The sequence below is a fragment of the Kitasatospora cheerisanensis KCTC 2395 genome, from assembly GCF_000696185.1.
In the GTDB taxonomy this organism is placed as follows: Bacteria; Actinomycetota; Actinomycetes; order Streptomycetales; family Streptomycetaceae; genus Kitasatospora; species Kitasatospora cheerisanensis.
The window spans coordinates 420,289-446,294 of the sequence record NZ_KK853997.1 but is presented as its reverse complement, the minus strand read 5'-3'; the positions used below and the strand labels follow the sequence as shown (position 1 = coordinate 446,294).

The window sequence follows — 26,006 nt, the reverse complement described above, 5'->3', positions numbered from 1 at the left end:
CCAGCGGCATCACTCACGGGCCCGCCCCAACGGCAGAACCCGCGGGCTCAGGGACTCGGTTGCTCAGGGCCTCAGGAGTTCAGTACGAGGGCGAGGGCGAGGGCGACGAGCACCAGGCCGGTCGTGGCATTGAGGACGTGCCGCGCGGCGGGGCGGCGGAAGACGGCCTGGAAGGCGCCGACCGCGAGGGAGACCGCGGTGAACCAGGCGAGCACCATCAGGACGGTGACCGCGCCGAGGAGCGCCTTGTCCGCCCAGGTCGAACGGTCCGTCAGGAACTGGGGGAGCAGGGCCACCAGGAACACGATCGACTTCGGGTTGAGCACGTTGGTGACGAGGCCCTGCCGGAAGGCGGTCCACCACACGTCCTGCGCCCCGGCCCCCGTCCCGGCGTCGGCGGCGGCCGGACCCCCGTCCGCCGCGCGGGCCGCCAGCAGGGAGCGGACGCCGAGGTGGCACAGGTAGGCCGCGCCCGCGAGCGTGATCGCCCGGAACACGGCGGGCGAGGCGGCGAGCGCGGCGCCGACGCCCACCACGGCGGCGGCGGTGTTGACCGCCATGCCCACCGCGACGCCCACGGCCGCCCCCAGGCCCGCCGCCCGTCCGCGCAGCGCGGCGAAACGGCTGACGAGCGCGAAGTCGGGGCCGGGCGACATGGCCCCGAGCAGAGCCACTCCGGCGTAGGACGCCACCACTTCCAGGCCGATCATCACGCGCGGCGCTCCCCGGTGCCGGCACCGGTGTCGTCGATGCGGGGTCGCAGGGGCGTGGCGGCGTCCTGTGCCGCGGTGCTCGGGGCGAGGGGCATGGGTGTCTCCGATGCGGGATCGACGGAAGGAGGGGCGGGGCCGGCGGGCCCCAGTGGCCTGATCGGGTGTCAGGGGCACGGCCGACACGGCGAGTTGGGGGAGCACGGCGGGGGCTGCCCGCCCAAGCCGCCGCAAGGGCGGGCAGCCCACGCTCGGGTGCAGTGGAGCAGGCGGTGCCCGCGGTTCGGACCGCACGCGTACCGCTGCGAGAGCGCCGACAGGTCGGCCTCCGCCGCTTCGCGCCGGGACTCCCGGACCGGCGTTCCGTCCGTCCGGTCACGCGTGTTTCACAGCTTCCCTCCCTCAGCCGTGCCGCAACGCCGGCCACTCTGGCAGTGGCGAATGAATCCGTCAAGCAGTAGCCTGCTGCGCATAGTTCGGACGTGATGGAGGCTCAGGTGACTACTTCCGACAGCTCGGAGGAGACGGACCGGCGCATCGCCTGCGCCCTGCAGCTCCACGGCCGCGCCCCTTGGGAGCAGATCGCGCAGGTCCTCCGCCTCCCCGAGCGCAGCACGGCGCGGCGCGGTCAGCGGCTGCTCGAATCGGGGCTGGTCCGCGTGGTCGGGCTGCTCGACACCCAGCTGATCGGCCGGCGTGCCCCGGTGCTGCTCCGGCTGCGCGTCGAGACCGGGCGCGCCCGGGAGATCGCGGAGACGTTCTCCCGGCTCGCCGAGACCCGGACGGTGCTGGCCCTGCTCGGCTCCTCCGACCACTTCGTGGAGCTCGTCCCCAAGAGCGACGACACGCTGCGCGCCCTGCTCTTCGACGGGATGCCGCCCCAGGTCCGCAGCTCCTCCTCCTACCCGGTCCTGCGCTTCTACACCGGCAGCCACGAGTGGAGCGGCGGCGCGCTCACCCCCGCCGAGGCGGCGGCCCTCCGGCAGCCCTCACCGGTCCCGTTCGGGGCGCGGCACGGCGAGGTGAGCCTGCACCCCGACGAACAGCGGATGGTCGAACTCCTCGCCCAGGACGGCCGGATGTCCACCACCCGGCTGGCCGGCGAACTCGGCGTCAGCCAGGCCACCGCCTCCCGTCGACTCGCCGGACTCCTCGAACAGAACGTCGTCCGGGTCCGCGCGGACGTCGCCCCGTCGCTGTTCGGACTGACCACCGAGGCACTGCTGTGGCTGAACGTCGGCTACCGTCACCTGGACGCCGTCGGCCGCGCCCTCGCGGAACGGCCCGAGGTGATGACCCTCGTCTCGATCACCGGCGACCACCAGATCTGCGCCCACCTCGCGGTCCGTGACCCCCACCACCTCCAGGACTTCCTGACCGGCGTCGTGGGCGGCCTGGACGGGGTCGGCGACATCGACGTGACGGTGCTGCTGGAGACCTTCAAGCGCGGCGGCTTCGTCGTGCCCCCGCCCCGCGCCGCGGCGGGCCCGCGCGCCTGACCGCCCGCCCTGCGCCGCGCGCCGCTTCGCCCGCCGGGGCGCGGGGGCGGACGGTCAGTGGATGTTCCGGGTGAGGGAGGCCACGAAGTCCAGGATGGCCCGGCCGACCGGGGTGGCGGCGATCAGAACGCCGAAGACCACGCAGTACGCGGCGCCGAGCTTGTCGTCGAAGCGGGTGCGCGGCGCGGTCGGCCTGCGCAGGCGCAGCACGATGATGACCGCGAGGAGCGCGATCGCGCTGAAGGTGAACTGCATTGCCTACCCCTGGTGACGCCTCGGATGCTGTGGGTGAGCATGGCAGAACTGCGGTGGCGGTGGGGCGGGATCGGGAATTTCGGCCCACGGGCACTGCTGCCGTTCGCGCACCGACCGCCCTGGTGCGGGCGCGGGTGGTGTGTGCCGGCCCGCCGTCGGGCGTCAGGAGGCTGCGGCGGCGAGGAGGGTGTCGAGCAGGCCGGGGAAGCGGGCGTCGAGGTCGGTGCGGCGCAGGCTGACGAAGCGGTTGCGGCCGGCGACGCGGGTGGTGGTGACGCCGGCTTCGCGGAGGACGCGCAGGTGGTGGGAGACCGTCGACTTGTGGAGGTGGTCCAGGCCGAGGCCGCGGGGGTCGCAGGAGTGTTCGGCGCCGTCGGCGTAGCTGCGCAGCAGGGTCATCCGGACGGGGTCGCCGAGGGCGTGCAGCACGGTGACGAGGTCGATGTCGGCGGTGGCGGGCTGGGGCAGCCGCTCGGTGTCGGTCACGGGGGCGGGTGCTCCTCGGGGCGGTGGCCGGGCAGGGATTGTTTGACAATCATCCACCCATCCTCGAATGTTTGACGAGCGTCCAACTGTTGCATGCTTGTCCAACAGAGGCTGCGCGGCAGTCCTGCACGCCCGTCCGTCGAACCGTTTCCTGCACCCCGGGGGGTTTCCCGTGCCCGTACGCCTGCTCCTGCTCGCCCTCGGCACCTTCGCCGTGGGCACCGACACGATGGTGGTGGCCGGCATCCTCGGCCCGGTCTCCGCCGACCTGGGCGTGTCGGTACCGGCCGCCGGCCAGCTGGTCACCGTCTTCGCGCTCGGCTACGCGCTGCTGGCCCCGGTGCTGGCCACGCTCACCGCCCGCTGGCCGCGCCGGCGCCTGCTGCTGACCGCGCTCGCCGTGTTCAGCGCGGCCAACGCGCTCAGCGCCCTCGCCCCCACGTACGGCCTGCTGCTGGCCACCCGGGTGCTGGCGGCGGCCGGCGCCGCCCTCTACACGCCGACCGCCAACGCCGTGGCCACCACCCTGGTCGCCCCCGAGCGGCGCGGACGCGCGCTGGCCACCGTGCTCGGCGGGATGACGGTGGCCACCGCGCTGGGCGTGCCGGTGGGCACCTGGGTCGGGCGCGCCGACTGGCGGCTGACGATGTGGCTGGTCACCGCCCTGGGCCTGGCCGCGCTCGCGGGCCTGGCCCTGCTGCTGCGCGACCTGCCCGCGCCCGTCGCCGCCCCCACCCTCCGGGCGCGCCTCGCGCCGCTGGGCCGGCCCCGGGTGCTCGGCGCGGCGGCCACCACGCTGGTGTTCTTCCTCGCCTTCCAGAGCGTCTACATCTACCTGGCCACCGCCGTCTCGGGCGCCACCGGCGGCGACGGCGGCCGGCTGAGCGTGGTCCTGCTGACCTGCGGGGTGATGTCGGTGGTCGGCAGCTGGCTGGGCGGGCGCCTGGTGGACCGGCTGGGGGTGCGCCGGGTGCTGCTGGCCGGCTCGGCGGCCGCGGCGGGCGCGTTCGCGGCGCTGCCCTGGCTGGGGCGCTCCATGCCGGGGGCGCTCGGCTACGCCCTGGTGGTGCCACTGGCGGGGTGGGCGGTGTCGGTGGCCCTGCCGCACCGCCTGGCGTCGATCGACCCGGGCAGCGCACCCCTGCTGATTTCGCTGAACAGCAGCGCCCTGTACCTGGGGACGGCGGCCGGCGGCGTGGCCGGATCGGCGGCGATCGGACTGCTGGGCGGGCGCTGGTTCCCGCTCGCGGCGGCGGCCCTCGCAGTGGCCGCGAGCGCGGTGGCCGCGGCGACCACCCGCGACGAACGGGCACCCCGTACGCGGCGGCCGGCGCCGGAGCCCGTACGCGTCTGAGCAGGATCCACGGGAGTTGACGACACCGACCGGTCGACGACGCACCGTGCCCGCACCGGCCGTGTCGTCGTGCCCCGCCGGGTACGGACGGGCGCCGCCGCCCGCCGGGCCGCACGGCAGGGGCTCGCCGGGCGTCCGGTCCGAGCCGGCAGAACGGCGCCGGGTCAGGCGGCCGGGGTGGGCCAGCGCGGTCCGGTGGCCGGGTCGCCGAACCACGCCCACTGCGCGTCGGGGGTGACGGTCATGCCGTAGTCGTAGACCTCCGGGCGGCCGAGGCCGGCCCACTCGTCCCTGGCCGCGCCGACCTCCTCGGCGAGGCGGCGGGGCCGCCCTGGTGGACGAACACGCCGTCGGGGGTGGAGGAGAGGGTGGCCCAGGAGGAGGCGCCGTCGTGGATCCACGCCGACACCCCGTCCGCGTCGGCCGCGGTCTCCACGCGGACCTCCGGGAGGACGACCCGCAGGTGGAACAGCAGGTCCCAGTCCCGCAGTTCGGCCGGATCCCGCTCGGTGCGCCGCTCCGGTCCGGGCGGGGCGCTGCGGCGGATCTCGGTGAAGCCGCGTTCCGGGCCGCCGGCGGTGGCGCCGGTGCGGTCGGGCATGAACCGGGCCAGGCCCTGGAGCCAGCCGGTGGCGCTCCCGCGGTCCTCGGCGACGGTGAGCGCGACGTGGCCGAGCCGGCCCCAGGGCACGACCAGGCGGCCGCCGGGTGCGCTCTGCTCGATCCACGGCCACGGGATCCGTTCGACGGCGTAGGTGGCGATGACGCGGTCGTACGGCGCGCCGGCGGGCAGGCCCGCGGTGCCGTCCCCGGCCCGCACGTGAACGTCCAGGCCGGCGGCGCGCAGGCGGGAGGCGCCGGCCGCCGCGAGGCGGGGGTCGACCTCGATCGACGTCACCAGGCCGGGTCCGGCGCGGTGGGCGAGCAGGGCGGCGTTCCAGGCGGTGCCGGTGCCCAACTCCAGGACGCGGTGGCCGGGTTCCGGCAGCAGCGAGTCGAGCATGTCGACCACGACGGCGGGCGCGGACAGGCTGGACGAGGGCAGGTTGCCGGCGAGTTCGGTGACCGCGGGCCGGCTCGGGTGGCCGAAGAGGTGTTCGAGCCAGCGTGCGGGGTCGGTGTCGCGGTCGACGGGCTGCCAGGCGTGCCCGTCCCAGTCCCACAGGCGCGCGGGGGCGAACCGGTCGCGGGGAAGCGCGGCGACCGCGGGGCGGATCCACGGCGAGCGCTCCGGCCACTGCCCGGTGCGCGCCATCTCGGCGTCGAGGTGCTGTCGCCACGCCTCGGCCGTGGACGGGCTCGTGGTGCTGTCGACCGCGGTCACCGCGTTCCCCCCTACTTCTTGTGCTTGCCGGTGCCCGGCTGCGGCTTGTCGACCTTGCCGTCCGCGTTGCCCGGCGGAGGCGTTCCCGTTCCCGGATCCGGTTCCGGCTTCTCGTGCTCGCCCATGACCTCTCCTCCCCGATGCCCGGCCGGACGGAATACCGGCCGGGTGCCATCGTCCCGCCCGGCCGCCGGGCCCGGAAGGGCGCACGAGGGTGCTCATTGCGCGCGCCGGTTGACCCGGGTCGACCGGACGGGTCGCGGCCCGCCGGAGGCCGAGGCCGAGCCGGTCACCGGCCGGGGCCGGTCAGGCGCGGGCGTCCTCCGGGACGCCGAGGGCGTGCAGGAGGTGGTCCCGCAGGTCAGGCCGACCTCCGCCAGTGCCGCGCGCCCGCATCACTGGAGTCAGCGCCGTGACCGACGACCTGCTCGCCCGCATCCGTCACCGCCGCGACCAACTGCCGCCCGCCGAACGCGGCATCGCCGACCTGGTGAGCGCCGACCCGGGTCTCGCCGCCGAGCGGACCATCACCGAACTCGCCCGCGCCGCCGGCACCTCCGAGACCACCGTGCACCGCTTCTGCCGCAGCCTCGAACTGCGCGGCTACGCCCAACTCCGGCTCGCCCGCGCCGCCGAGGCCGAACGCCTGCGCGCCGACGACCGCGCCGACCTCGACCTCTCCCGCGACCTCGGCCCCGAGGACGCCCCGGCCCAGCTGGTCCGCAAGGTCGGCCGGGCCAGCGCCCGGGCCGCCGAGGAGACCGCCGCCGGGCTCGACCTCGACGTGCTCGCCGCGCTCGGCGAAGGCGTCCGCCGGGCCCGCCGCATCCTGGTGGTCGGCGTCGGCTCCAGCGCACTGGCCGCCCTGGACGCCAGCCAGAAACTCCAACGGCTCGGCCACGGCGCGGTGTTCGCCGGCGACGTGCACGCCGCCCTGATGATCGCCGCGCTCCTCGAACCCGGCGACCTCGCCATCGGCTTCAGCCACTCCGGGCGGGCCAGGGAGGTGGTCGAGGTCCTGGAGGAGGCCCGCGCCGCGCGGGCCGGCACCGCCGCCGTCACCAGCAGCCCCCGCTCCCCGGCTGCCGCTGCCGCCGACCTGGTGCTGCTCACCGCCGCCCGGGAGACCGCCTTCCGCAGCGGCGGCACCGCCTCCCGGACCGCCCAACTCACCGTCGTGGACGCCCTCTACGTCACCCTCGCCCAGCACGACCACGCCCGTATCGTCGACGGCCTGGAGCGGGCCCACGACGCCGTTCGCCGCCACCGCCGCCCCCGCTGAGCCGGCACTGCTTCACCGCGGCCCGGGCTCAGTGCGGGCCCTCGGCGGTGAAGCGGGCGACGAGTTCGCGTTTGAGCACCTTGCCGCTGGGGCCGAGGGGGAAGGCGTCCACGAACTCCACCCGGCGCGGGTACTTGTACAGTGCCATCCGCTCCCGGCTCCAGGCGGTGATCGCGGCGCCGAGCTCCGGGCCGGGCGCGGCGCCGGGGCGGGCCCGGACCACCGCGCACACCTCCTCGCCGTGGACGGGGTGGGGGAGCCCGATGACGGCTGCCTGGGCGATCGCCGGGTGGCGGGCCAGCACGTCCTCGACCTCGCGCGGGTAGACGTTGTAGCCGCCGCGCAGCACCACGTCCTTCTTGCGGTCGACGACGGTCAGGTAGCCCGCGTCGTCCTTGACGCCGAGGTCGCCCGAGCGGAACCAGCCGTCCACCACGGCCTCGGCGGTCGCCTCCGGCCGGTTCAGGTAGCCGGCCATCACGTTGTGCCCGCGGACGACGATCTCCCCGGTCTCGCCGGCGGGCAGCAGCTCGATCCGGTCCGCCGTTTCGGCCCGGGCGATCTCGACCTCGACGCCCCAGATCGGCCGGCCCACGGTGCCGGGCCGCAGCGGCCACGCCTTCTGGTTGTAGGCCACCACCGGCGAGGTCTCGGTCAGCCCGTACCCTTCGAGGACCGGGCAGCCGAAGGTCTCCCGGAACGCGTCCAGGACCGCCACCGGCAGCGCGGCGCCGCCGGAGAACGCGCGGTCGAGGGCGGGCCGGCGCGGGTCGGCGCCGGCCGCTTCGAGCAGCGCGGTGTACATCGTCGGGACGCCCATGAACACGGTGCAGCCCTCCCGCACCATCAGGTCCAGCGCGCCCGGCCCGTCGAAGCGCGGCATCAGCACCAGGGTCGCCCCCGCCCGGAAGCAGGTGTTCATGCCGCAGATCTGGCCGAAGGTGTGGAACAGCGGCAGGCAGCCGAGCAGGACGTCGTCCGCGGTGAACTCGAACGGCGACAGCATGGTGGTGTCGACGTTCATCACCACGTTGAGGTGGGTGAGCAGGGCGCCCTTGGGCCGGCCGGTGGTGCCGGAGGTGTAGAGGACCAGCGCGATGTCCGCGGGGTCGCGCGGCACCTGGCGGTCGATCGGGGCGCTCCGGGCCGCGAGCACGTCCAGCTGCCGGCCGGGGACGCCCGCCTCCGCCTCCTCCTCCATGACGGTGAGCAGGGGAGTGCCGACCGTCTCCGCCGCCCTGCCGCCCTCGGCCAGCAGCGGGGCGGCGCAGATCAGCGCCGCCGCGCCGGAGTCCCGCAGCACGTACGCGATCTCCTCCGCCCGCAGCAGGGCGTGGACCGGGACGGCGACCGCGCCGAGCGCGAGCACGCCGAAGTAGGCCAGCGGAAAGTGCGGGGTGCTGGGCAGCAGCAGCGCCACCTTGTCGTCGGGGCCGATGCCCCGCGCGCGCAGCACCGCCGCGTACCTGCGGGCCCCGTCCCACAGCTCGCGGTAGGTGATCTTCCGGGAGCCGGACACGATCGCCGGGTGCTCCGGCCGGCGCAGCGCGGACTCGGCGAGGATCGCCGCCACCGAGAGGGTCACGGGAGTCTCACCCGCCCGCTTCCGCGGCCAGCCGCGCCTTGTCCGGCTTGCCGACCCCGGTGAGGGGCAGCGCGGAGCGGACCCGGATCAGCGCGGGGACGTGCTTGGGCGAGAGGGCGGTCCGGACGTGTTCCGCCAGTTCGTCGGGGCCGGCCGTGCCCGCCTCGCGCAGCACCACGGCGGCGTGCAGGTACTCGATCCGGTCCTGGTCGCGGACGCAGAACGCGGCGGCCTGCACCACGTCGGGATGGGCCAGCAGGGCGTTCTCCACCGTCACCGGGTGGATCTTGATGCCGTTGGTCTTGATCACCTCGCCGATCCGGCCGCGCAGGTGCAGGTAGCCGTCCGCGTCGACGAAGCCGAGGTCGCCGGTGTGCACCCAGCCGTCCCGTACCGTCCGGGCGGTGAGCTCGGGCTCGGCCACGTACTCGCTCATCGTGAACGGCGACCGGACGCAGACCTCGCCGATGTCGCCCGGCGGCAGGTCGCGGTGGTCGTCCGGATCGGTGATCCGGACCCAGTCGGGCATCGGGCGGCCGACCGTGGCCCGCAGGCGGGGGTCGAGGTGCTCGGCGGGCGAGAGCATGCTGACGAAGCCCGCCTCGCTGGTCGCGTACACCTGGAGCAGCACGTCGCCGAAGACCTTGACCGCCTCGGCCAGGCGCTCCGGGGAGGCGGGGCAGCCCAGGTAGGTGACCATCTGCAGGCTGGACAGGTCGGTCGAGCCGACCTCCGGACGGTCCATCAGCAGGTAGAGCTGGGGAGGGGAGAGCAGCATCCGGGTGACCCCGTGGCGCTCGATGCAGCGCAGCACGTCGCCCGGGTCGAAGCCGTCCCGCAGGACCACCGAGCCGCCGGAGGCGAGCGAGTCGTCGGCCGTGGCGCCGCTGGAGTGGCTGAGCGGGAGGCAGGCCAGGTAGACCGAGCGCCAGCCCATCTGCAGGCCGGCGGAGATGAAGCCGTTGCGGGCCCGGAAGTCGAAGGCGATGCCCTTCGGCCGGCCGGTCGTCCCGCTGGTGTAGGTCACCACCGCGGGCCGGTCGGGGGCGATCTCGATGCCGGCCGGGTCCAGCGCGTCCGGATCCCCGGTCGTCAGGTCCAGGACGTCCGGGCCGAGGTCGCCGAGGGCGACCAGGGTGAGCGGGGCGCCCAGCCGCTCGCGCAGTTCGCGGGCGGCCGCGAGGTTCTCCGCGTCGACGGCCAGGTGCGTCGCGCCGGTCTCCCGGAGGATCTTGAGCTCGGCCTCGGCGGCCAGGTGGTCCGCAGGGTCGACCGCGTTGGTGGTGTGCAGGTGGACCACCGTGGCCCCGACCAGGTTCGCGGCGTACCGCAGGACCAGGGTCGGGGCGGTGTTGGTGACGGTCAGGACGGCGACCACGGCGTCCGTCCCGCTCCCGCCGGCCTGCTGGTGCAGGGCCTGCGCGGCCGACCGGACCAGGGCGGTCAGCTCCGCCGCGGTGAGCGTCCGGTCGCGCCAGGACAGGACCACCTTCTCCGGTTCCGCGGAGATTACCTCAAGGATTTTGCTGACATACGTTTCGTCCGACGGCATGGGAAACTCCAGAAGTGCCGGTCCGAGGAATTTCCGCACAGCCTACAACAGGTAAAGCGCGGCCACCAGGGTGCGAATCGGGAAAGCGGACGCGCGGCGGAAAGCGAATTGTCGCACGCTGCGCCATCGAAGTGATATTCCGCTCTGGGACAATTCCCTCAGCCGGTCCGGGCCCCGCATCGGTGCAGCCTTCGGAGAAAGGGTCGTCATGAACCAATACCTGGAGCTCTTCGCCCTGCACATGAAGGAGGGCGGATCCCCGAAGGCGGAACGGGAGTTCCTGGAGATCGGCCGGCTCGCCGGGAAATTCCCGGCGGCCCGGAGCCTGCGGGACGGCGACGCCGCCGAGATCAGCGTGTGGTGCAGCAACGACTACCTGGGCATGGGCCAGCACCCGCTGGTCCTGGCGGCCACCCGCGAGGCCCTCGACGAGTACGGCGCGGGCGCGGGCGGCTCCAGGAACATCGGCGGGACCAACCACTACCACGTGCTGCTGGAACGCGAACTGGCGGATCTGCACGGTAAGGAGGACGCCCTCCTCTTCACCTCCGGATACACCGCCAATGACGGAGCGCTCACGGTCCTGGCCGGCCGGCCGAAGGACTGCGTCGTCTTCTCCGACGAGATGAACCACGCCTCGATCATCGACGGACTCCGGCACAGCGGCGCCCAGAAGCACATATTCCGGCACAACGACACGGCGCACCTGGAAGAACTGCTGTCCGCCGCCGATCCCGACCGGCCGAAAATGATCGTCGCGGAGTCGGTCTACTCGATGGCGGGCGACGTCGCGCCGCTCGCCGAAATCGCCCGGATCGCCCGCGAGTACGGTGCGATGACCTTCCTCGACGAAGTCCACGCGGTCGGGATGTACGGACCGGAGGGCGCCGGAATCGCCGCGGGCCTGGGCATCGCGGACGAGTTCACCGTCATCATGGGAACGCTCGCCAAGGGATTCGGCACCACCGGCGGGTACATCGCCGGCCCCGCCGAACTGGTCGACGCGGTGCGCGGCCTGTCCCGCTCCTTCATCTTCACCACCGCCCTGCCGCCGGCCGTCGTGGCGGGCGCGCTCGCCGCGGTCCGGCACCTGCGCGGTTCGGAGGAGGAGCGCGACCGGCTGCACGCGAACGCCCGGCTGACGCACCGGCTGCTCACCGAGCACGGCATCCCCTTCGTCTCCGACGGCTCGCACATCGTCTCGATCTTCGTCGGGGACGACGCGCTCGCCCAGCGGATCTCCGCCCTGCTGCTGGACCGCCACGGCATCTACGTGCAGGCGATCAACGCGCCGAGCGTGCGCGCCGGGCAGGAGATCCTCCGCAGCGCGCCCGGGGCCGTCCACCAGCCCGCGCAGGTCGAAGCGTTCGTGGCGGCGCTGGACGGGATCTGGCGGGAGCTCGGGGCGCCGCGCGGCCGGGGCCCGCGGCAGTCCGGCTGACCGGACGGCCGACCCGCTGCGCGGGGTGCGCGCGGGCTGTTCCGCCGCTCCGCGCCCCGCCCGCTCCCCCGCCCGCGTCGTGTCGCGGCCTGCGCTATCGGGCTGCTATCCGCCGTAGGAAAGATCGACGTCGCAGGTCCGGTGGCGCAACGCACCGGGCCTGACGAAGGCGTCCCGGTCGGCGGGCGACCCGCGAGAGCGGGTCGCCCGCCACGGTTCGGCGACCGGTGGTCCCGCTCGCCGTGAAGGAGTCCGAAGAGACGATGGCGCACCCCGACGGTACGGAAGCACCGCTGCTGTGGACACTGGCCGGCAGCGGCAGGGAGTCGCTGGCGGCCGGCGCGCGCGGCCTGCACGGGTACCTGGCCGGTCGTGACGACTGGAGCCCCCGGGACATCGCGCTCGCCCTCGCGCGCACCGCCGCCGCGGGCAGCCGGCGGGCGGCCCTGGTGGCCGACGACCGGGACGGCTTCCTGCGGCGGCTGGACGCGCTCGCCGACGGCCGGAGCATGCCCGGCCTGGCGGAGGGCACCGCGGGCGCGGGCCGCCGGGTCGCCTTCGTGTTCCCCGGTCAGGGCGCGCAGTGGCCCCGGATGGCCGTGGACCTGCTGGACGCCTCCGCGGTGTTCCGCGACCGGATGGAGGCGTGCGCACAGGCCCTGGAACCGTTCCTCGACTGGTCGCCGATCGACGTGCTCCGCGACCCGGACGCGCCCGGCGCGCCCGCCGCGGACCGGGCCGACGTGGTGCAGCCGCTGCTGTTCGCCGTGACGGTGTCGCTCACCGAACTGTGGCGCTCCCACGGCGTGGAACCCGCCGCCGTGCTCGGGCACAGCGTCGGCGAGGTCACCGCCGCCGCGGTCAGCGGCGCGCTGTCCCTGGACGACTCCGCGCGGGTCGTCGCGCTGTGGAGCCAGGCCCAGGCCACCCTGGCCGGACAGGGCGACATGGTCGCCGTCATGGCCCCGGCCGGCGAGGTCGAACCGCGGCTGCGCCGCTGGGACGGCCGCCTCGTCGTCGCCGCGCACAACGGCCCGCGCTCCGTGATCGTCTCCGGCGACCGCGACGCCGCCGCCGAACTCCTCGCCGACCTCGCCGCCGACGCGGTGCACGCACGGCGGATCGCGGTGGGCCTGGCCGCCCACTCCCCGCACATCGACGCGATCGTCCCCCGGATGCGCGCCGACCTCGCCCCGATCCGGCCCCGCACCCCGCGGCTGCCCTACTACTCCGGACTGACCGGCGACCGACTCGACGCCCCGGCCCTGGACGCCGACTACTGGTGCCGCAACCTGCGCAACACCGTCCGGTTCCACCAGGCGGCCGGCGCCCTGCTGCGGGACGGCTACGGCGCCCTGCTGGAGGTCAGCCCGCACACCGTGCTGACCTCCGCCCTCACCGACTGCGCGGAGGAACACGGCGCGCAGGCCGCCGTCCTCGGGACGCTGCGCCGGGACCAGAGCGGCCCGGCCCGCTTCCTGGCCTCGCTCGGCGACCTGTACGTGTGCGGCGCCGCCCCGGAACGGGAAACGCCGCCCGCCGAGGAGCACGCCGGCGTGCACGAACTGCCGGCGGCCGTCCTGGCGGCGCTCACGGAGCCCGGCCCGGCCGACGCCGACGGGCCGGACGACGCGGGCGACGGCCCGGACGCGGGCGACGCGTACCGCGCGGAGCTCGCCGCCCTGGGCGCGGCGGAGCGGCTCGCCGTCCTGACCCGGCTGGTGGACGAGGAGATCGCCGCGGTGACCGGGCGCACCGAGCCGGTCCCCGCCGACCTGGCCTTCCTCGACCTGGGGTTCGACTCCGTCACCGCCGTGGAACTGCGCAACCGGCTGAGCGCCGCGACCGCGCTGCGCATCCCCGCGACGGCCGTCTTCGACTGCCCGACCCCGGCCGCCCTGGCCGGGTACCTGTGCGCCCGGATCGGCGGCGACCGGCCCGAGCGGAGCACCGGCGCGGACCGGCCGGTGCGGCGGCCCGCGGACGACGACCCCGTGGTGATCGTCGGCATGGGCTGCCGCTACCCCGGCGGGGTCGGCAGCCCCGACGAGCTCTGGGAGCTGCTGTCGGCGGGCGCCGACGCGGTCTCCGCGCTGCCCGACGACCGCGGCTGGGACACCGCCGGACGGTACGACCCCGCCCCGGGCACACCGGGCCGGTACTACCAGCGGGAGGCGGGCACGCTCGCCGGCGCCGCCGACTTCGACGCCGAGTTCTTCGGCATCTCGCCGCGCGAGGCGCTCGCCATGGACCCGCAGCAGCGGCTGCTGCTGGAGACCACCTGGGAGGCGCTGGAGCGGGCCGGGATCGACCCGGCCACGCTGCGGCGGACCCCGACGGGCGTCTACGTCGGCGCGATGACCATGGACTACGGCCCCTCGCTCGAACAGGGCGCCGACGAGGGCGGCCACCTGCTGACCGGCAACACCGGCAGCGTCGCCTCGGGCCGCCTGGCCTACACCCTCGGCCTGGAGGGAGCGGCAGTCACCGTGGACACGGCCTGCTCCTCCTCCCTGGTGGCCCTGCACCTCGCCGTCCGGGCGCTGCGCTCCGGCGAGTGCTCGCTGGCGCTGGCCGGCGGCGCGACCGTGATGTCCACGGTCGGCATGCTCGTCGAGTTCAGCAGGCAGGGCGGACTCGCCCCCGACGGCCGCTGCAAGGCGTTCGCGGCAGCCGCCGACGGCTTCGGCCTGGCCGAGGGCGCGGGCATGCTGCTGCTGGAGCGGTTGTCGGACGCGCGGCGCAACGGGCATCCGGTGCTGGCGGTGGTGCGGGGTTCGGCGGTGAACCAGGACGGTGCGAGCAACGGTCTGACGGCGCCGAACGGTCCGTCGCAGCAGCGGGTGATCCGGGCGGCGCTGGCCGACGCGGGTCTGACTGCCGCGGATGTGGATGTGGTGGAGGCGCACGGTACCGGGACGCGGCTGGGCGACCCGATCGAGGCGCAGGCGCTGCTGGCCACCTACGGGCAGGACCGGCCCGCGGACCGGCCGGTGTGGATCGGCTCGCTGAAGTCCAACATCGGCCACGCCCAGGCCGCGGCGGGCGTGGGCGGGATCATCAAGTCGGTGCTGGCGCTGCGGCACGGCGTGATGCCCAAGACGCTGCACGTGGACGGCCCCACGCCCGAGGTGGACTGGTCGGCGGGCGCCGGCCGGCTGCTGACGGAGGCCCGCGCGTGGGACGACACGGGCCGGCCGCGCCGCGCGGGCGTGTCCTCCTTCGGCATCAGCGGGACGAACGCGCACGTGATCCTGGAGTCCGTGCCGGCCGAGGCAGAGGAGGACGCCCCGCGACCCGGGACGGTCGCCTGGCCGCTGTCCGCGCGCACCGCCGAGGCCCTGCGCGCGCAGGCGGAGGCGCTGCACCAGCGGGTGGCCGCGGAGCCCGGGCTCGATGCGGCGGACGTGGGCCACTCGCTGGCGACGGGGCGCGCGTCCTTCGCGCACCGCGCGGTGCTGGTGGGCGGGAACTGCGGCGAACTGCTCGACGGCGTCAAGGCGCTGGCGCAGGGTGCTGCGGCGTCGAGCGACGGGCTGGTGTCCGGCCGGTCGGTGCTGGTGTTCCCGGGGCAGGGGTCGCAGTGGGTGGGCATGGCTGCCGAGCTGCTGGCCGGGTCGCAGGTTTTTGCGGCGCGGATGGCGGAGTGTGCGCGGGCGCTGGCGCCGTATGTCGACTGGGAGTTGACGGAGGCGCTGGGGTCGGAGGCGCTGCTCGCCCGGGTCGATGTGGTGCAGCCGGTGCTGTGGGCGGTGATGGTGTCGCTTGCGGAGGTGTGGCGGTCGTTCGGCGCGGTTCCGGATGCGGTGGTGGGGCACTCGCAGGGCGAGATCGCGGCTGCTGTGGTGGCTGGTGGTCTGAGCCTGGAGGACGGCGCGAAGGTCGTCGCTCTGCGGAGCCTGGCGATCCGGGCGTTGGCGGGGCGGGGCGGCATGGCCTCGATTCCGCTGCCGGTGGAGGCGGTGCGCGAGCGGCTCGGTCGGTTGTCGGTGGCCGCCGTCAACGGTCCGTCGTCGACCGTGGTGTCGGGTGATGCGGATGCGGTGGCTGCGCTCGTGGCGGAGTTCGTAGAGCAGGGGGTGCGGGCGCGGCTGATCGAGGTGGACTACGCCTCGCACTCCGCGCACGTGGAAGAGATCCGCGAGCAGCTGCTCACCGACCTGGACGGCATCACCCCGGTCTCGGGCGGCGTGCCGTTCTACTCCAGCGTGACCGGTGGCCTGCTGGACACGAAGGCGCTGGACGCCGAGTACTGGTACCGCAACCTGCGGGAGACCGTCGAGTTCGGCCGGGCCACGGAAGCGCTCCTCGCCGCCGGCCACCGCTTCTTCGTCGAGTCCAGTCCGCACGCGGTGCTGGGCGTGGCGGTGGGGGAGTCGGTGGAGGCCGCCGGCGTCGAAGCCGCGGTGCTGGGGACCTTGCGCCGCGGGGAAGGCGGCCCGGCGCAGGTGCTGCGCGCGGTGGGCCGGGCCTGGGAACGCGGCTTGGGCGTCGACTGGTCGGGGGCGTTCCCCGGTGCGCGCCGCGTCGAGCTGCCCACGTACGCGTTCCAGCGCACCCGCTACTGGCTGACAGCCCCCGCCGCCGTCCCGGCCGCCCCCGTGGAGGAGCGCTGGGACGAGCTGGAAGGGCGGGACCCCGCCGAGCTCGCCGAGATCCTCGGGGTCGGCCGGGCGGCCCTGGTCGAGGTGCTGCCCGCGCTGGCCACCTGGCGGACCGTCAGGCGCCGTGAGCGGACGGCGGATTCGTGGCGCTACCAGGTGGCCTGGGCGCCCCTGTCGGTCGCGCCGGCGGACGGCCTCCCCGGTCGCTGGCTCGCGCTGCGGCCCGAGGGCGGCGCTGCGGCGGCCGTCCTCGACGCGCTCGGTGAGGCCGGGGTCGAGCTCCTCCCGTGCGTCGTCGCCGATCCGGGCGCGACCCGCGAGCAGCTGGCCGCGCTGCTCACGGAGACGGCGGGGGAGCAGCCGATCGCCGGCGTGCTGTCCCTGCTGTCCTGGGAGGAGCGCCCCCACCCCGACCACCCCGACCTGCCCGGCGGCGCGGCGCTGACCCTCGCGCTGGCCCAGGCGCTGGAGGACGCGGACCTCCGGGCCGGGCTGTGGACGCTGACCGAGGGAACGGCGGTCCTGGGCGGCGCGGAGCGGCCCGGGCACGTCGGCCAGGCCGCCTCCGCCGCGCTGGGCCGGACGCTGGCCCTGGAGCACCCGCACCGCCACGGCGGTCTGGTCGACCTGCCCGAGGTGCTGGACGCCCGGGCCGCCCGCCGCCTGTGCGCGGTGCTCGCGGGGGCCGCGGCCGACGAGGAGCAGGTGGCGGTGCGCTCCACCGGGGTCCACGGACGCCGGCTCCGGCCCGCCCCTGCCGTGCCGAAGGCCCGGGACGGCGGAACGGACGTCCGCCCGCGCTGGCGGGGCACCGTCCTCGTCACCGGCGGCACCGGCGGCGTCGGCTCGCACACGGCGCGCTGGCTGGCCGGGCAGGGCGCGGAGCGGCTGCTGCTGGTCAGCCGGCGCGGCGCCGAGGCGCCCGGTGCGGACGCGCTGCGGGCCGAACTGGCGGCGCTCGGCGCCGAGGTGGCCTTCGCGGCGTGCGACGTCGCCGACCCGGCCGCCTTGGCGGAGCTGATTGCCGGCATCCCGGCGCGGTACCCGCTGTCCGCCGTCGTCCACGCGGCGGGCGTCCTCGACGACGGTGTGCTCGACGCCCTGGACCCGGCGCGGCTCGCCGTGGTGCTGCGCGCCAAGCTGACCGCCGCCCGGAACCTGCACGAGGCCACCGCGGGCCTCGACCTGTCGGCCTTCGTGGTGTTCTCCTCGCTGATGGGCGTGGTCGGCAACCCCGGGCAGGGGAACTACGCGGCCGCCAACGCCGCCGTCGACGCACTGGTCGCCGCCCGCCGGGCCGCCGGACTGCCCGGCACCTCCGTGGCCTGGGGCGCCTGGGCCGGGCCCGGCCTGCTCTCGGACGAGGTCGCCGGCCGGCTGCGGGACCTCGGCCTGCCGGTGATGGAGCCCGAGACGGCCGTCACCGCGATCGGCCGGGCGCTGGAGGCGGACGACGCGCTGGTCGTGGTCGCCGACGTCGACTGGAAGCGCTTCACCGCGGGCATCGGCCTGCGGTCCGCCGCCCTGCTCGACGGGATGCCGGACCCGGCCGCCGCCGGCCCCGCCCCGGACGCCGCCGCACCGACGGCGCCCCGGGAGGGCGACGGCGCTCCCGACACCCTGCGGCAGCGGATCGCCGACCTGCCCAGCCACGAGGACCGGGTCCGGGCGCTCACCGAACTGGTCCGCACCCACGCGGCGACGGTCCTGCGCCACCCCGGCGTCGACACCGTCCAGCCCGGACGGGCGTTCTCCGCGCTCGGCTTCGACTCCCTGATGGCGGTTGAGCTGCGCAACCGGCTCGCCGCCGCCACCGGACTGGCCCTGCCCGCCACCGTCCTCTTCGACCACCCCACGCCGTCGGCCCTCGCGGACCGGCTGCTCGCCGAGCTCGACCTTGACCTGGACCGGGACCTGCCGGACGCGGCGAGCGGCGGCGACGAGTCCGCCCGGCCCGCCGAGGCCGTCGGCAACGAGCCGATCGCGATCGTCGGCATGGGCTGCCGCTTCCCCGGCGGGGTCGCCCGGCCCGAGGACTTCTGGCGGCTGCTCGCCGAGGGAACCGACGCGGTCGGCGACTGGCCGTCCAACCGGGGCTGGGACACCGAGCGGCTGTACCACCCCGACCCCGACCACGCCGGCACCACCTACAGCCGGCAGGGCGGCTTCCTGCACGACGCCCCCGAGTTCGACGCCGAGTTCTTCGGCATCTCGCCGCGCGAGGCCCTCGCCATGGACCCCCAGCAGCGGCTGCTGCTGGAGACCGCCTGGGAGGCCGTCGAGGGCGCCGGGCAGGACCCGACCGCGCTGAAGGACCGTCAGGTCGGCGTCTACATCGGCACCAACGGCCAGGACTACTCCGCGCTGCTGGAAGGCGCCGAAGGAGTCTCCGAGGGCCACCTGCTCACCGGGAACACCGCCAGCGTGCTGTCGGGTCGGCTGTCCTACGTCCTCGGCCTCCAGGGGCCCTCGCTCACCGTCGACACCGCCTGCTCCTCGTCCCTGGTGGCGCTGCACTTGGCCGTCCAGGCGCTGCGGCGCGGCGACTGCGAGCAGGCCCTCGCCGGCGGCGTGAGCGTGATGAGCACCCCGCGGCTGTTCGTGGAGTTCAGCCGGCAGCGCGGGCTCGCCGCCGACGGCCGGTGCAAGGCGTTCTCGGCGGACGCGGACGGCACCGGCTGGGGCGAGGGCGCCGGCGTGCTGCTGCTGGAGCGCCACAGCGACGCCCTGCGCCACGGCCACCCCGTCCTCGCGCTGATCACCGGCACCGCCGTGAACCAGGACGGTGCCAGCAACGGCCTCACCGCCCCCAACGGCCCGTCCCAGCAGCAGGTCATCCGCGCCGCCCTGGCCGATGCCGCGCTGCGCGCCGACCAGATCGACGCGATCGAGGCCCACGGCACCGGCACCGTCCTCGGCGACCCGATCGAGGCGCAGGCGCTCCAGGCCGTCCACGGACCGGAGCGGCCGGCGGACCGGCCGCTGTGGCTCGGCTCGGTGAAGTCGAACATCGGCCACACCCAGGCGGCGGCCGGAGTGGCCGGAGTGATGAAGATGGTGCTGGCCATCCGCCACGGCGAACTGCCCGGCACCCTGCACACCAGGACGCCGAACCCGCACGTCGACTGGTCCGGCGGCGGCCTCCGGCTGCTCACCGCGCACACCCCGTGGCCGGAGACCGGGAGCCCGCGCCGGGCCGGCGTGTCCTCGTTCGGCATCAGCGGCACCAACGCGCACGCCATCGTCGAGCAGGCACCCGCCATCGCGGCCGTCCCCGCCCTGGACCGGACCGACACCCCGGCCGCCCCCACCCCGGAGGCCGCCGCCGTCCCCGCCGCCACGGTGGCCCTCGCGGCGGTCGCCGCCGCCCCCACCGCCCGCCGCACCGGCCCGCCCGTGCCGCTGCTGCTCTCCGCCAGGACCCCGGAGGCGCTGCGGGCCCAGGCCGGCCGGCTGGTCGGCCGGCTCGACGCCGACCCGGACGTCGAACTGGTGGACGTCGCCTACTCGCTCGCCACCGGCCGGGCCCTGCACGAGCACCGGGCCGCCGTCCTCGGGCGGGACCGGGCGTCCGTCCGGCGCTCGCTCACCGCACTCGCCCGCGGCACCACGGCGGGCCGGCTGCTCACCGGCGGCGGCGGACGCCCCGGCCGGACGGCCTTCCTCTTCCCCGGACAGGGCAGCCAGCGGGCCGGCGCCGGCGCGGAGCTCTACCGCGAGGACCCGGTGTTCGCCGACGCCCTCGACGAGGTGCTGACCGGCCTCGACCCGCACCTCGACCTGAACCTGCGCGACCTCCTGTTCGCCGAACCCGGCACCCCCGGCGCGGAACTGCTCGACCGCACCCGGTACACCCAGCCCGCGCTGTTCGCCCTGGAGACCGCGCTGTTCCGGCTCGTCCGGCACTGGGGCGTGCGGCCCGACCTGCTGATGGGGCACTCCGTCGGAGAACTCGCCGCCGCCCACGCCGCCGGCGTGCTCGACCTGCCCGACGCCTGCGCGCTGGTGACGGCCCGCGGCCGGCTGATGGACGAACTGCCCGGCGGCGGCGCGATGGTGGCCGTGGAGGCCGGCGAGGAGGAAGTGCGCCGGGCCCTGTCCGACGAGGACCCGGACGCGGTGGACATCGCCGCCGTCAACGGACCCGACTCCGTGGTCCTCTCCGGCGACGAGGACGCGGTGGAGCGCCTGGCCGGCGCGATCCGCTCCCGCGGCCGGCGCACCCGGCGGCTGAGCGTGAGCCACGCCTTCCACTCCGCCCGGATGGACGCGATGCTCGACGCCTTCCGGGAGGTGGCCGAGTCGCTGACCTACCACGCGCCCGGCACCGAGATCGTCTCCAACCTGACCGGACGCACCGCCACGGCCGCGGAACTCCGCTCCCCCGAGTACTGGGTGCGGCACGCCCGGGGCACCGTGCGCTTCCTGGAAGGGGCCCGCCGGCTGCGGGCCGAGGGGGCGACCACGTACCTCGAACTCGGACCGGGCGGCGTGCTGTCCGGCATGCTCCACACCTGCCTCGCCGACCCCGACCCCGCCGCCGCCCCCGGCGGCCTCGGGGCGGTGCCGCTGCTGCGCGGCGACCGCGGCGAGGCGGACGCGGTCCGCACCGCCCTCGCCTCGCTGCACCTGCGCGGCGTGGCGGTCGACTGGTCGGCGGGCTGGAGCGGCACCGACGTGCGGCGGGTCGACCTGCCCACCTACGCCTTCCAGCACCGGCGCTTCTGGCCGGAAGCCGCACCGGACGCGGCCCCCGCCGCCTGGCGCGCCCGCCGCGGGACCGCCACCCCCGCCGCCCCGCACCGCTACCGGATCGGGTGGGAGCCGCTCACCGTCCCCGCAGAGCCCCGCCTCGCCGGCCGCTGGCTGCTCGTCGTCCCCGACGGACCCGGCGCCGAGGACACCGCGCTCGCCTGCGAACAGGCCCTCGCCGGACACGGCGCCGACGTGGTGGTGACCCGGGTCAAGCCCGCCGTCGAACGCGCCGAACTGGCCGCGCTGCTCCCGGAGTTCGGCACCCTGGACGGCGTCCTGTCGCTGCTCGCGCTGGCCGAGGGCCCCCACCCGGAGCTGCCGACGCTCGACGCCTGCCTGACCGGCACGCTGCTGCTGGTCCAGGCCCTCGGCGAGAGCGGCACCGACGCACCCCTGTGGTGCGCCACCCGCGGCGCGGTGGCCGCCGACGGCACGGAGGGCGTCCGCCCCGAGCAGACCCAGGTGTGGGGCCTGGGCCGGGTCGCGGCACTGGAGCACCCGCTGCGCTGGGGCGGCCTGGTCGACCTGCCGGAACAGCTGGACGGGCCCGCGCTGGACGGGCTGTGCGCGGTCCTCGCCGGACTGGACGGCGAGGACCAGGTGGCCGTGCGCGGCCCGGTGGCGCTGGGCCGCCGGCTCCTCCCCGCACCCGAGCCGACGACACCCGCACCCGCCCCGTGGACGCCGCGCGGCACCGTCCTGGTCACCGGCGGCACCGGCGGCCTCGGCGCCCAGGTGGCGCGCTGGCTCGCCGAGCGCGGCGCGGACCACCTGGTCCTGCTCAGCCGGCGCGGCCCCGACGCCCCCGGGGCCGAGGCGCTGACCGACGCCCTGGCCGCGCTCGGCGCCCGGAGCACCCTGCTGGCCTGCGACGTCGCCGACCGCAGCGCACTGGAACAGGTCCTGGAACGGCTGCACGCCGAGGGCGACACCGTCCGGGCCGTGGTGCACACCGCCGGACTCACCTCGGACACCGCCCTGATGGACTGCACACCGGAGGAACTCGCCCTGCGGACGGCGGCCAAGACGCGCGGCGCGGCCCACCTCGACGCCCTGCTCGACGGCCAACCGCTGGACGCCTTCGTGCTGTTCTCCTCGATCTCCGGCACCTGGGGCAGCGGCGGCCAGGCCGCGTACGCGGCGGCCAACGCCTACCTGGACGGCCTCGCCGCGGCGCGGCGCGGCCGGCGCCGGCCCGCCACCTCGGTGGCCTGGGGCCCCTGGGCCGGCGCGGGCATGGCCGAAGGCGCCGTCGGCGACGCCCTGCGCCGCCACGGGCTGCTGCCGATGGACCCCGCCGCGGCGCTCGCCGCGCTCGGCCTGGCGCCGGCCCAGGACGAGCCCGAACCGGTCGTCGCCGCGCTGGACTGGAGCCGCTTCGCGCCCACCTTCGGGTCGGTCCGGGAGAGCGCGCTGCTGCGCGACCTGCCGGCCGCCGCGGAGTTCCGGGCGGCGGACGGCGCCCCCGCGGCCGCCGACACCTCCGCCGGCACCGGGCCCGGCACGGGCGGCGACCCGTCGTGGTCGGACCGGCTGCACCGGCTGTCCGGGCCCGAGGGCCGCAAGCTGCTGACCGAGCTGGTCCGGACCGAGGCGGCCGCCGTCCTGGGTCACGAGTCGGCCGTCGGTCTCGCCGCCGACCGCCCGTTCCGGGAGGCGGGCTTCGACTCGCTCACCGCCGTCGAACTCCGCAACCGGCTGGTCGCGGCCACCGCCCTGCCGCTCGCCCTCACCTCCGTCTTCGACCACCCGACGGCGGCCGCCCTCGCCGCCCACCTGTTCGCCGAACTGGGCGGCACCGAACCGGGCGCCGACGCCACGGCCGACCCCGCCGCCGGCGCGGCCCGGCCCGCGACGGCCGACGAACCCCTGGCGATCGTCTCGATGGCCTGCCGGTTCCCGGGCGGCGTCCGCTCGCCCGAGGACCTGTGGCGGCTGGTCGCCGACGGAGTGGACGCGATCGCCGCGCTGCCCACCGACCGCGGCTGGCCGCTGGAGGACCTCTACCACCCGGACCCGCTGCACCCGGGCACCTTCTACGCCACCGGCGGCGGCTTCCTGGACGGCGCGGCCGAGTTCGACCCGGAGTTCTTCGGCATCTCGCCGCGCGAGGCGCTGGCCATGGACCCGCAGCAGCGGCTGCTGCTGGAAACCAGCTGGGAGGCGCTGGAACGGGCCGGACTCGACCCCGCGTCGGTGCGCGGCAGCGAGGGCGGCGTCTACGTCGGCGTCGCCTCCCAGGGCTACGGCAACGGCCCGCAGGACCCGGCCGCCGACGTCGAGGGCCACCTGCTCAGCGGCACCGTCACCAGCGTCGCCTCCGGCCGGATCGCCTACACCCTCGGCCTCGGCGGCCCCGCCGTGACCGTGGAGACCGCCTGCTCCTCCTCGCTGGTGGCCCTGCACCTGGCCGGCCAGGCGCTGCGGGCCGACGACTGCTCGTTCGCCCTGGTCGGCGGCGCCGCGGTGATGGCGAGCCCGGACGTCTTCGTCGAGTTCAGCCGCCAGCAGGGCCTGTCGCCCGACGGCCGCTGCCGCTCCTTCGCCGACGGGGCGAACGGCACCGGCTGGGGCGAAGGCGTGGGCGTCCTGCTGGTGGAACGCCTCTCCGACGCGCGCCGCCTCGGCCACCCGGTGCTCGCCCTGGTCCGGAGCACCGCCGTCAACCAGGACGGCGCCAGCAACGGCCTGACCGCCCCGAGCGGCCCCGCGCAGCAGCGGGTGATCCGGGCCGCGCTCGCCACCGCCGGACTCACCGGCGCCGAGGTCGACCTGGTCGAGGCGCACGGTACCGGCACCGTGCTCGGCGACCCCATCGAAGCCCAGGCCCTGCTCGCCACCTACGGCCAGCACCGGCCCGCCGACCGCCCGCTCTGGCTGGGCTCGCTGAAGTCCAACATCGGCCACACCCAGGCCGCCGCCGGCGTCGCCGGAGTCATCAAGACGGTCCTCGCGCTGCGGAACGGCGTGCTCCCCGGCACCCTGCACGCCCGGCAGGCGTCCAGCCGGGTCGACTGGACCGGCGGCGCGGTCCGGCTGCTCGCCGACGCCCGCCCCTGGGACGCTCCGGACGGCGGCGGCCCGCGCCGGGCCGGCGTCTCCGCGTTCGGCATGAGCGGCACCAACGCCCACGCCATCCTCGAGGAAGCACCCGCCGCCGACGGCCCGCCGCAGGCGGACACCGACGGCGAACCGGCCGAGGAGACCGCGGCCGCGGTGCCCTGGCTGCTCTCCGCCACGACCCCCGCGGCCCTGCGCCGCCAGGCCCGCCGACTGGGCGAGCACCTGCGGGCCGAGCCCGCCGTCGGCGCCGCCGCGGCCGCCCGGGCGCTCGCCACCACCCGCTCCGCGCTGCCCTTCCGGGCGGCCGCCACCGGCCGCGACCGGGCCGCGCTGCTCGGCTGGCTGGACGCCCTCGCGGCGGGCGAACCCGCCCCCGGCGCCGTGCAGGACCGGGCGCGCGGCGGCCGCACCGTCTTCGTCTTCCCCGGCCAGGGCTCGCAGTGGGCCGGCATGGCCGCGGCGGCGCTCGACGCCTCCCCGGCGTTCGCCGACGCCGTCGCCGCCTGCGAACGGGCGCTCGCCCCGCACACCGACTGGTCGCTGACCGAGGTGCTGCGCGGCGCGCCCGGCGCCCCGACGCTCGACCGGGTGGACGTCGTCCAGCCGGTGCTGTTCGCCGTGATGGTCGCGCTGGCCGCGCACTGGCGCGACACCGGGATCACCCCGGACGCCGTGGTCGGACACAGCCAGGGCGAGATCGCCGCCGCCTGCGTCGCCGGAGCACTCACGCTCGACGACGCCGCCCTCGTGGTGGCGTGGCGCAGCCAGGCGCTGCTGAAGCTGTCGGGCCGCGGCGGCATGGTGTCGGTCGCCGCCTCCGCCGAGCGCGCCACGGCCCTGCTGCCCGCCGGCGGACGCGCCTGCGTGGCCGCGGTGAACGGCCCCGAGGCCGTGGTCGTCTCCGGGGAGCCCCGGGAACTGGCCGCCCTGCTCGCGGCCTGCGAGCGGGAAGGCGTCCGGGCCCGGGCGATCCCGGTGGACTACGCGGCCCACTCGGCCCAGGTCGCCGAGATCGAGGACGAACTGCGCGAAGCCCTCACCGGGATCCGCCCCCGCGCCTCGGCCGTCCCGCTCTACTCGACGGTGACCGGCGAACCCGTCGCCGGAGAGACGCTCGACGCCGCCTACTGGTACCGCAACCTGCGCGAACCGGTCGACTTCGCCGGAGCGACCCGCACCCTGCTGGACGCCGGCCACACCCTGCTCGTCGAGGTCAGCCCGCACCCGGTGCTGCTCGCCGGGATCGAGGCGGTGGCCGCGGCGGCCGGGCGGGAGGTGTCGGCCGTCGGCACCCTGCGGCGCGGCGACGGCGGCCGGGACCGGCTGCTGGCCTCGCTCACCGAGGCCTGGGCGGCCGGCGGCGGCCCGGTGGACTGGACCCCCTGGACCGGGACGCCCGGGCCCGCCCCCGTACTGCTGCCGACGTACCCCTTCCAGCGCGACCGGTACTGGCTGGCCACCCCGGGCCGCACGGCCGCCCCCGCCGCCGCGCCCGCCGAGACCGCGCCGCAGCCCGCAGCCGACGAGGACGGCACCCCCGCCGAACAGCTGGCCGCCCGACTGGCCCCGCTGGACCCGCGGGCCCGCCGCCAGGCGGTGCTCGACCTGGTCACCCGGCACGCCGCCGCCGTCCTCGGCCACCCCGGAACCGGCCCGGTGCGCCCGGAACGCACCTTCGCCGAGGTCGGCTTCGACTCGATGCTCGCCGTGCGGTTCCGCAACGCGCTGTGCGAGGCCACCGGGCTGGCCGTCCCGCCGACGGCCGTCTTCGACCACCCGACACCCGAGGCGCTCGCCGCCCACCTGGACGCGGAACTGTCCGCCGCGCCCGCACCGCCCTCGCCGCTGCTCGCCGAGCTGGACCGGCTCGCCGCGCTCCTCACGGCCGCCCCGCCCGGAGCGGACGACGGCGACGGGGTCGGCGAACGACTGGACGAACTGCTGCGCGGCTGGCGCCGACGCGCCGGCGCACCGGGCGACGGGGCAGTACCTCCCGGGGCGGTGCAGGACACCGCCACGGTGACCGAAACGGCGACAGCGGACGAGCTGTTCGCCCTGATCGACAACGACTTCGGGAACGTCTGAGAGAGAGCTGG

At 76.2% G+C, this 26,006-nt stretch carries 11 protein-coding genes; 5 read left to right on the top strand and 6 right to left on the bottom strand.

Going from position 1 to position 26,006, the window contains the following annotated elements; genetic code table 11:
* Positions 1 to 71: 71 nt before the first annotated feature.
* Positions 72 to 710: a LysE family translocator gene (locus KCH_RS01955; RefSeq protein WP_035858407.1), complete on the bottom strand. Its 639-nt coding sequence runs from the start codon at positions 708 to 710 to the stop codon at positions 72 to 74.
* A 497-nt stretch (positions 711 to 1,207) separates the two neighbouring features.
* Here KCH_RS01955 and KCH_RS01950 point away from each other — a divergent pair, with 497 nt between their 5' ends.
* Positions 1,208 to 2,209: an Lrp/AsnC family transcriptional regulator gene (locus tag KCH_RS01950; protein ID WP_035858406.1), complete on the top strand. Its 1,002-nt coding sequence runs from the start codon at positions 1,208 to 1,210 to the stop codon at positions 2,207 to 2,209.
* A gap of 54 nt (positions 2,210 to 2,263) precedes the next feature.
* Here the strand turns inward: KCH_RS01950 and KCH_RS01945 are convergent, their stop codons facing one another.
* Together KCH_RS01945 and KCH_RS43755 are read right to left on the bottom strand one after the other, a co-directional pair.
* Positions 2,264 to 2,464 (bottom strand): hypothetical protein, encoded by a 201-nt coding sequence (locus tag KCH_RS01945; protein ID WP_035858404.1) that lies wholly within the window; start codon positions 2,462 to 2,464, stop codon positions 2,264 to 2,266.
* A gap of 162 nt (positions 2,465 to 2,626) precedes the next feature.
* Positions 2,627 to 2,950 (bottom strand): ArsR/SmtB family transcription factor, encoded by a 324-nt coding sequence (locus tag KCH_RS43755; protein WP_244305091.1) that lies wholly within the window; start codon positions 2,948 to 2,950, stop codon positions 2,627 to 2,629.
* Between the two features lie 172 nt (positions 2,951 to 3,122).
* Between KCH_RS43755 and KCH_RS01935 the strand changes: the two genes are divergently transcribed.
* Positions 3,123 to 4,304, top strand: a complete 1,182-nt coding sequence (locus KCH_RS01935) for an MFS transporter (protein ID WP_035858401.1) — start codon at positions 3,123 to 3,125, stop codon at positions 4,302 to 4,304.
* 241 nt (positions 4,305 to 4,545) lie between these two features.
* On the opposite strand, the gene KCH_RS01930 is transcribed toward KCH_RS01935, so the two are convergent.
* Positions 4,546 to 5,628, bottom strand: coding sequence for a methyltransferase domain-containing protein (locus tag KCH_RS01930; protein WP_244305090.1), 1,083 nt, complete (start codon positions 5,626 to 5,628; stop codon positions 4,546 to 4,548).
* 412 nt (positions 5,629 to 6,040) lie between these two features.
* Between KCH_RS01930 and KCH_RS01925 the strand changes: the two genes are divergently transcribed.
* Positions 6,041 to 6,910, top strand: coding sequence for a MurR/RpiR family transcriptional regulator (locus tag KCH_RS01925; protein ID WP_167573953.1), 870 nt, complete (start codon positions 6,041 to 6,043; stop codon positions 6,908 to 6,910).
* A 28-nt stretch (positions 6,911 to 6,938) separates the two neighbouring features.
* On the opposite strand, the gene KCH_RS01920 is transcribed toward KCH_RS01925, so the two are convergent.
* Positions 6,939 to 8,495, bottom strand: a complete 1,557-nt coding sequence (locus KCH_RS01920; RefSeq protein WP_035858399.1) for a long-chain-fatty-acid--CoA ligase — start codon at positions 8,493 to 8,495, stop codon at positions 6,939 to 6,941.
* Between the two features lie 7 nt (positions 8,496 to 8,502).
* A complete protein-coding gene (locus KCH_RS01915; protein WP_035858398.1) occupies positions 8,503 to 10,047 on the bottom strand; it encodes an AMP-binding protein in 1,545 nt (514 codons plus the stop codon).
* A gap of 208 nt (positions 10,048 to 10,255) precedes the next feature.
* On the opposite strand from KCH_RS01915, the gene hemA reads away from it, so the two are divergent.
* Both hemA and KCH_RS01905 read left to right on the top strand, forming a co-directional pair.
* Positions 10,256 to 11,488 carry a 5-aminolevulinate synthase gene (gene hemA / locus KCH_RS01910; RefSeq protein WP_035858396.1) on the top strand — a complete coding sequence of 411 codons (1,233 nt, stop codon included), beginning with the start codon at positions 10,256 to 10,258 and terminating at the stop codon, positions 11,486 to 11,488.
* Positions 11,489 to 11,751: 263 nt separating this feature from the next.
* Positions 11,752 to 25,995 (top strand): type I polyketide synthase, encoded by a 14,244-nt coding sequence (locus tag KCH_RS01905; RefSeq protein WP_035870486.1) that lies wholly within the window; start codon positions 11,752 to 11,754, stop codon positions 25,993 to 25,995.
* Positions 25,996 to 26,006: the final 11 nt, after the last annotated feature.

Bases quoted from the DNA above. Each gene is read 5' to 3' on its own strand.
- KCH_RS01955 (WP_035858407.1), bottom strand. From the start codon at position 710: ATGATCGGCCTGGAAGTGGTGGCGTCCTACGCCGGAGTGGCTCTGCTC.
- KCH_RS01945 (WP_035858404.1), bottom strand. From the start codon at position 2,464: ATGCAGTTCACCTTCAGCGCGATCGCGCTCCTCGCGGTCATCATCGTG.
- KCH_RS01915 (WP_035858398.1), bottom strand. From the start codon at position 10,047: ATGCCGTCGGACGAAACGTATGTCAGCAAAATCCTTGAGGTAATCTCC.
- hemA (WP_035858396.1), top strand. From the start codon at position 10,256: ATGAACCAATACCTGGAGCTCTTCGCCCTGCACATGAAGGAGGGCGGA.
- KCH_RS01905 (WP_035870486.1), top strand. From the start codon at position 11,752: ATGGCGCACCCCGACGGTACGGAAGCACCGCTGCTGTGGACACTGGCC.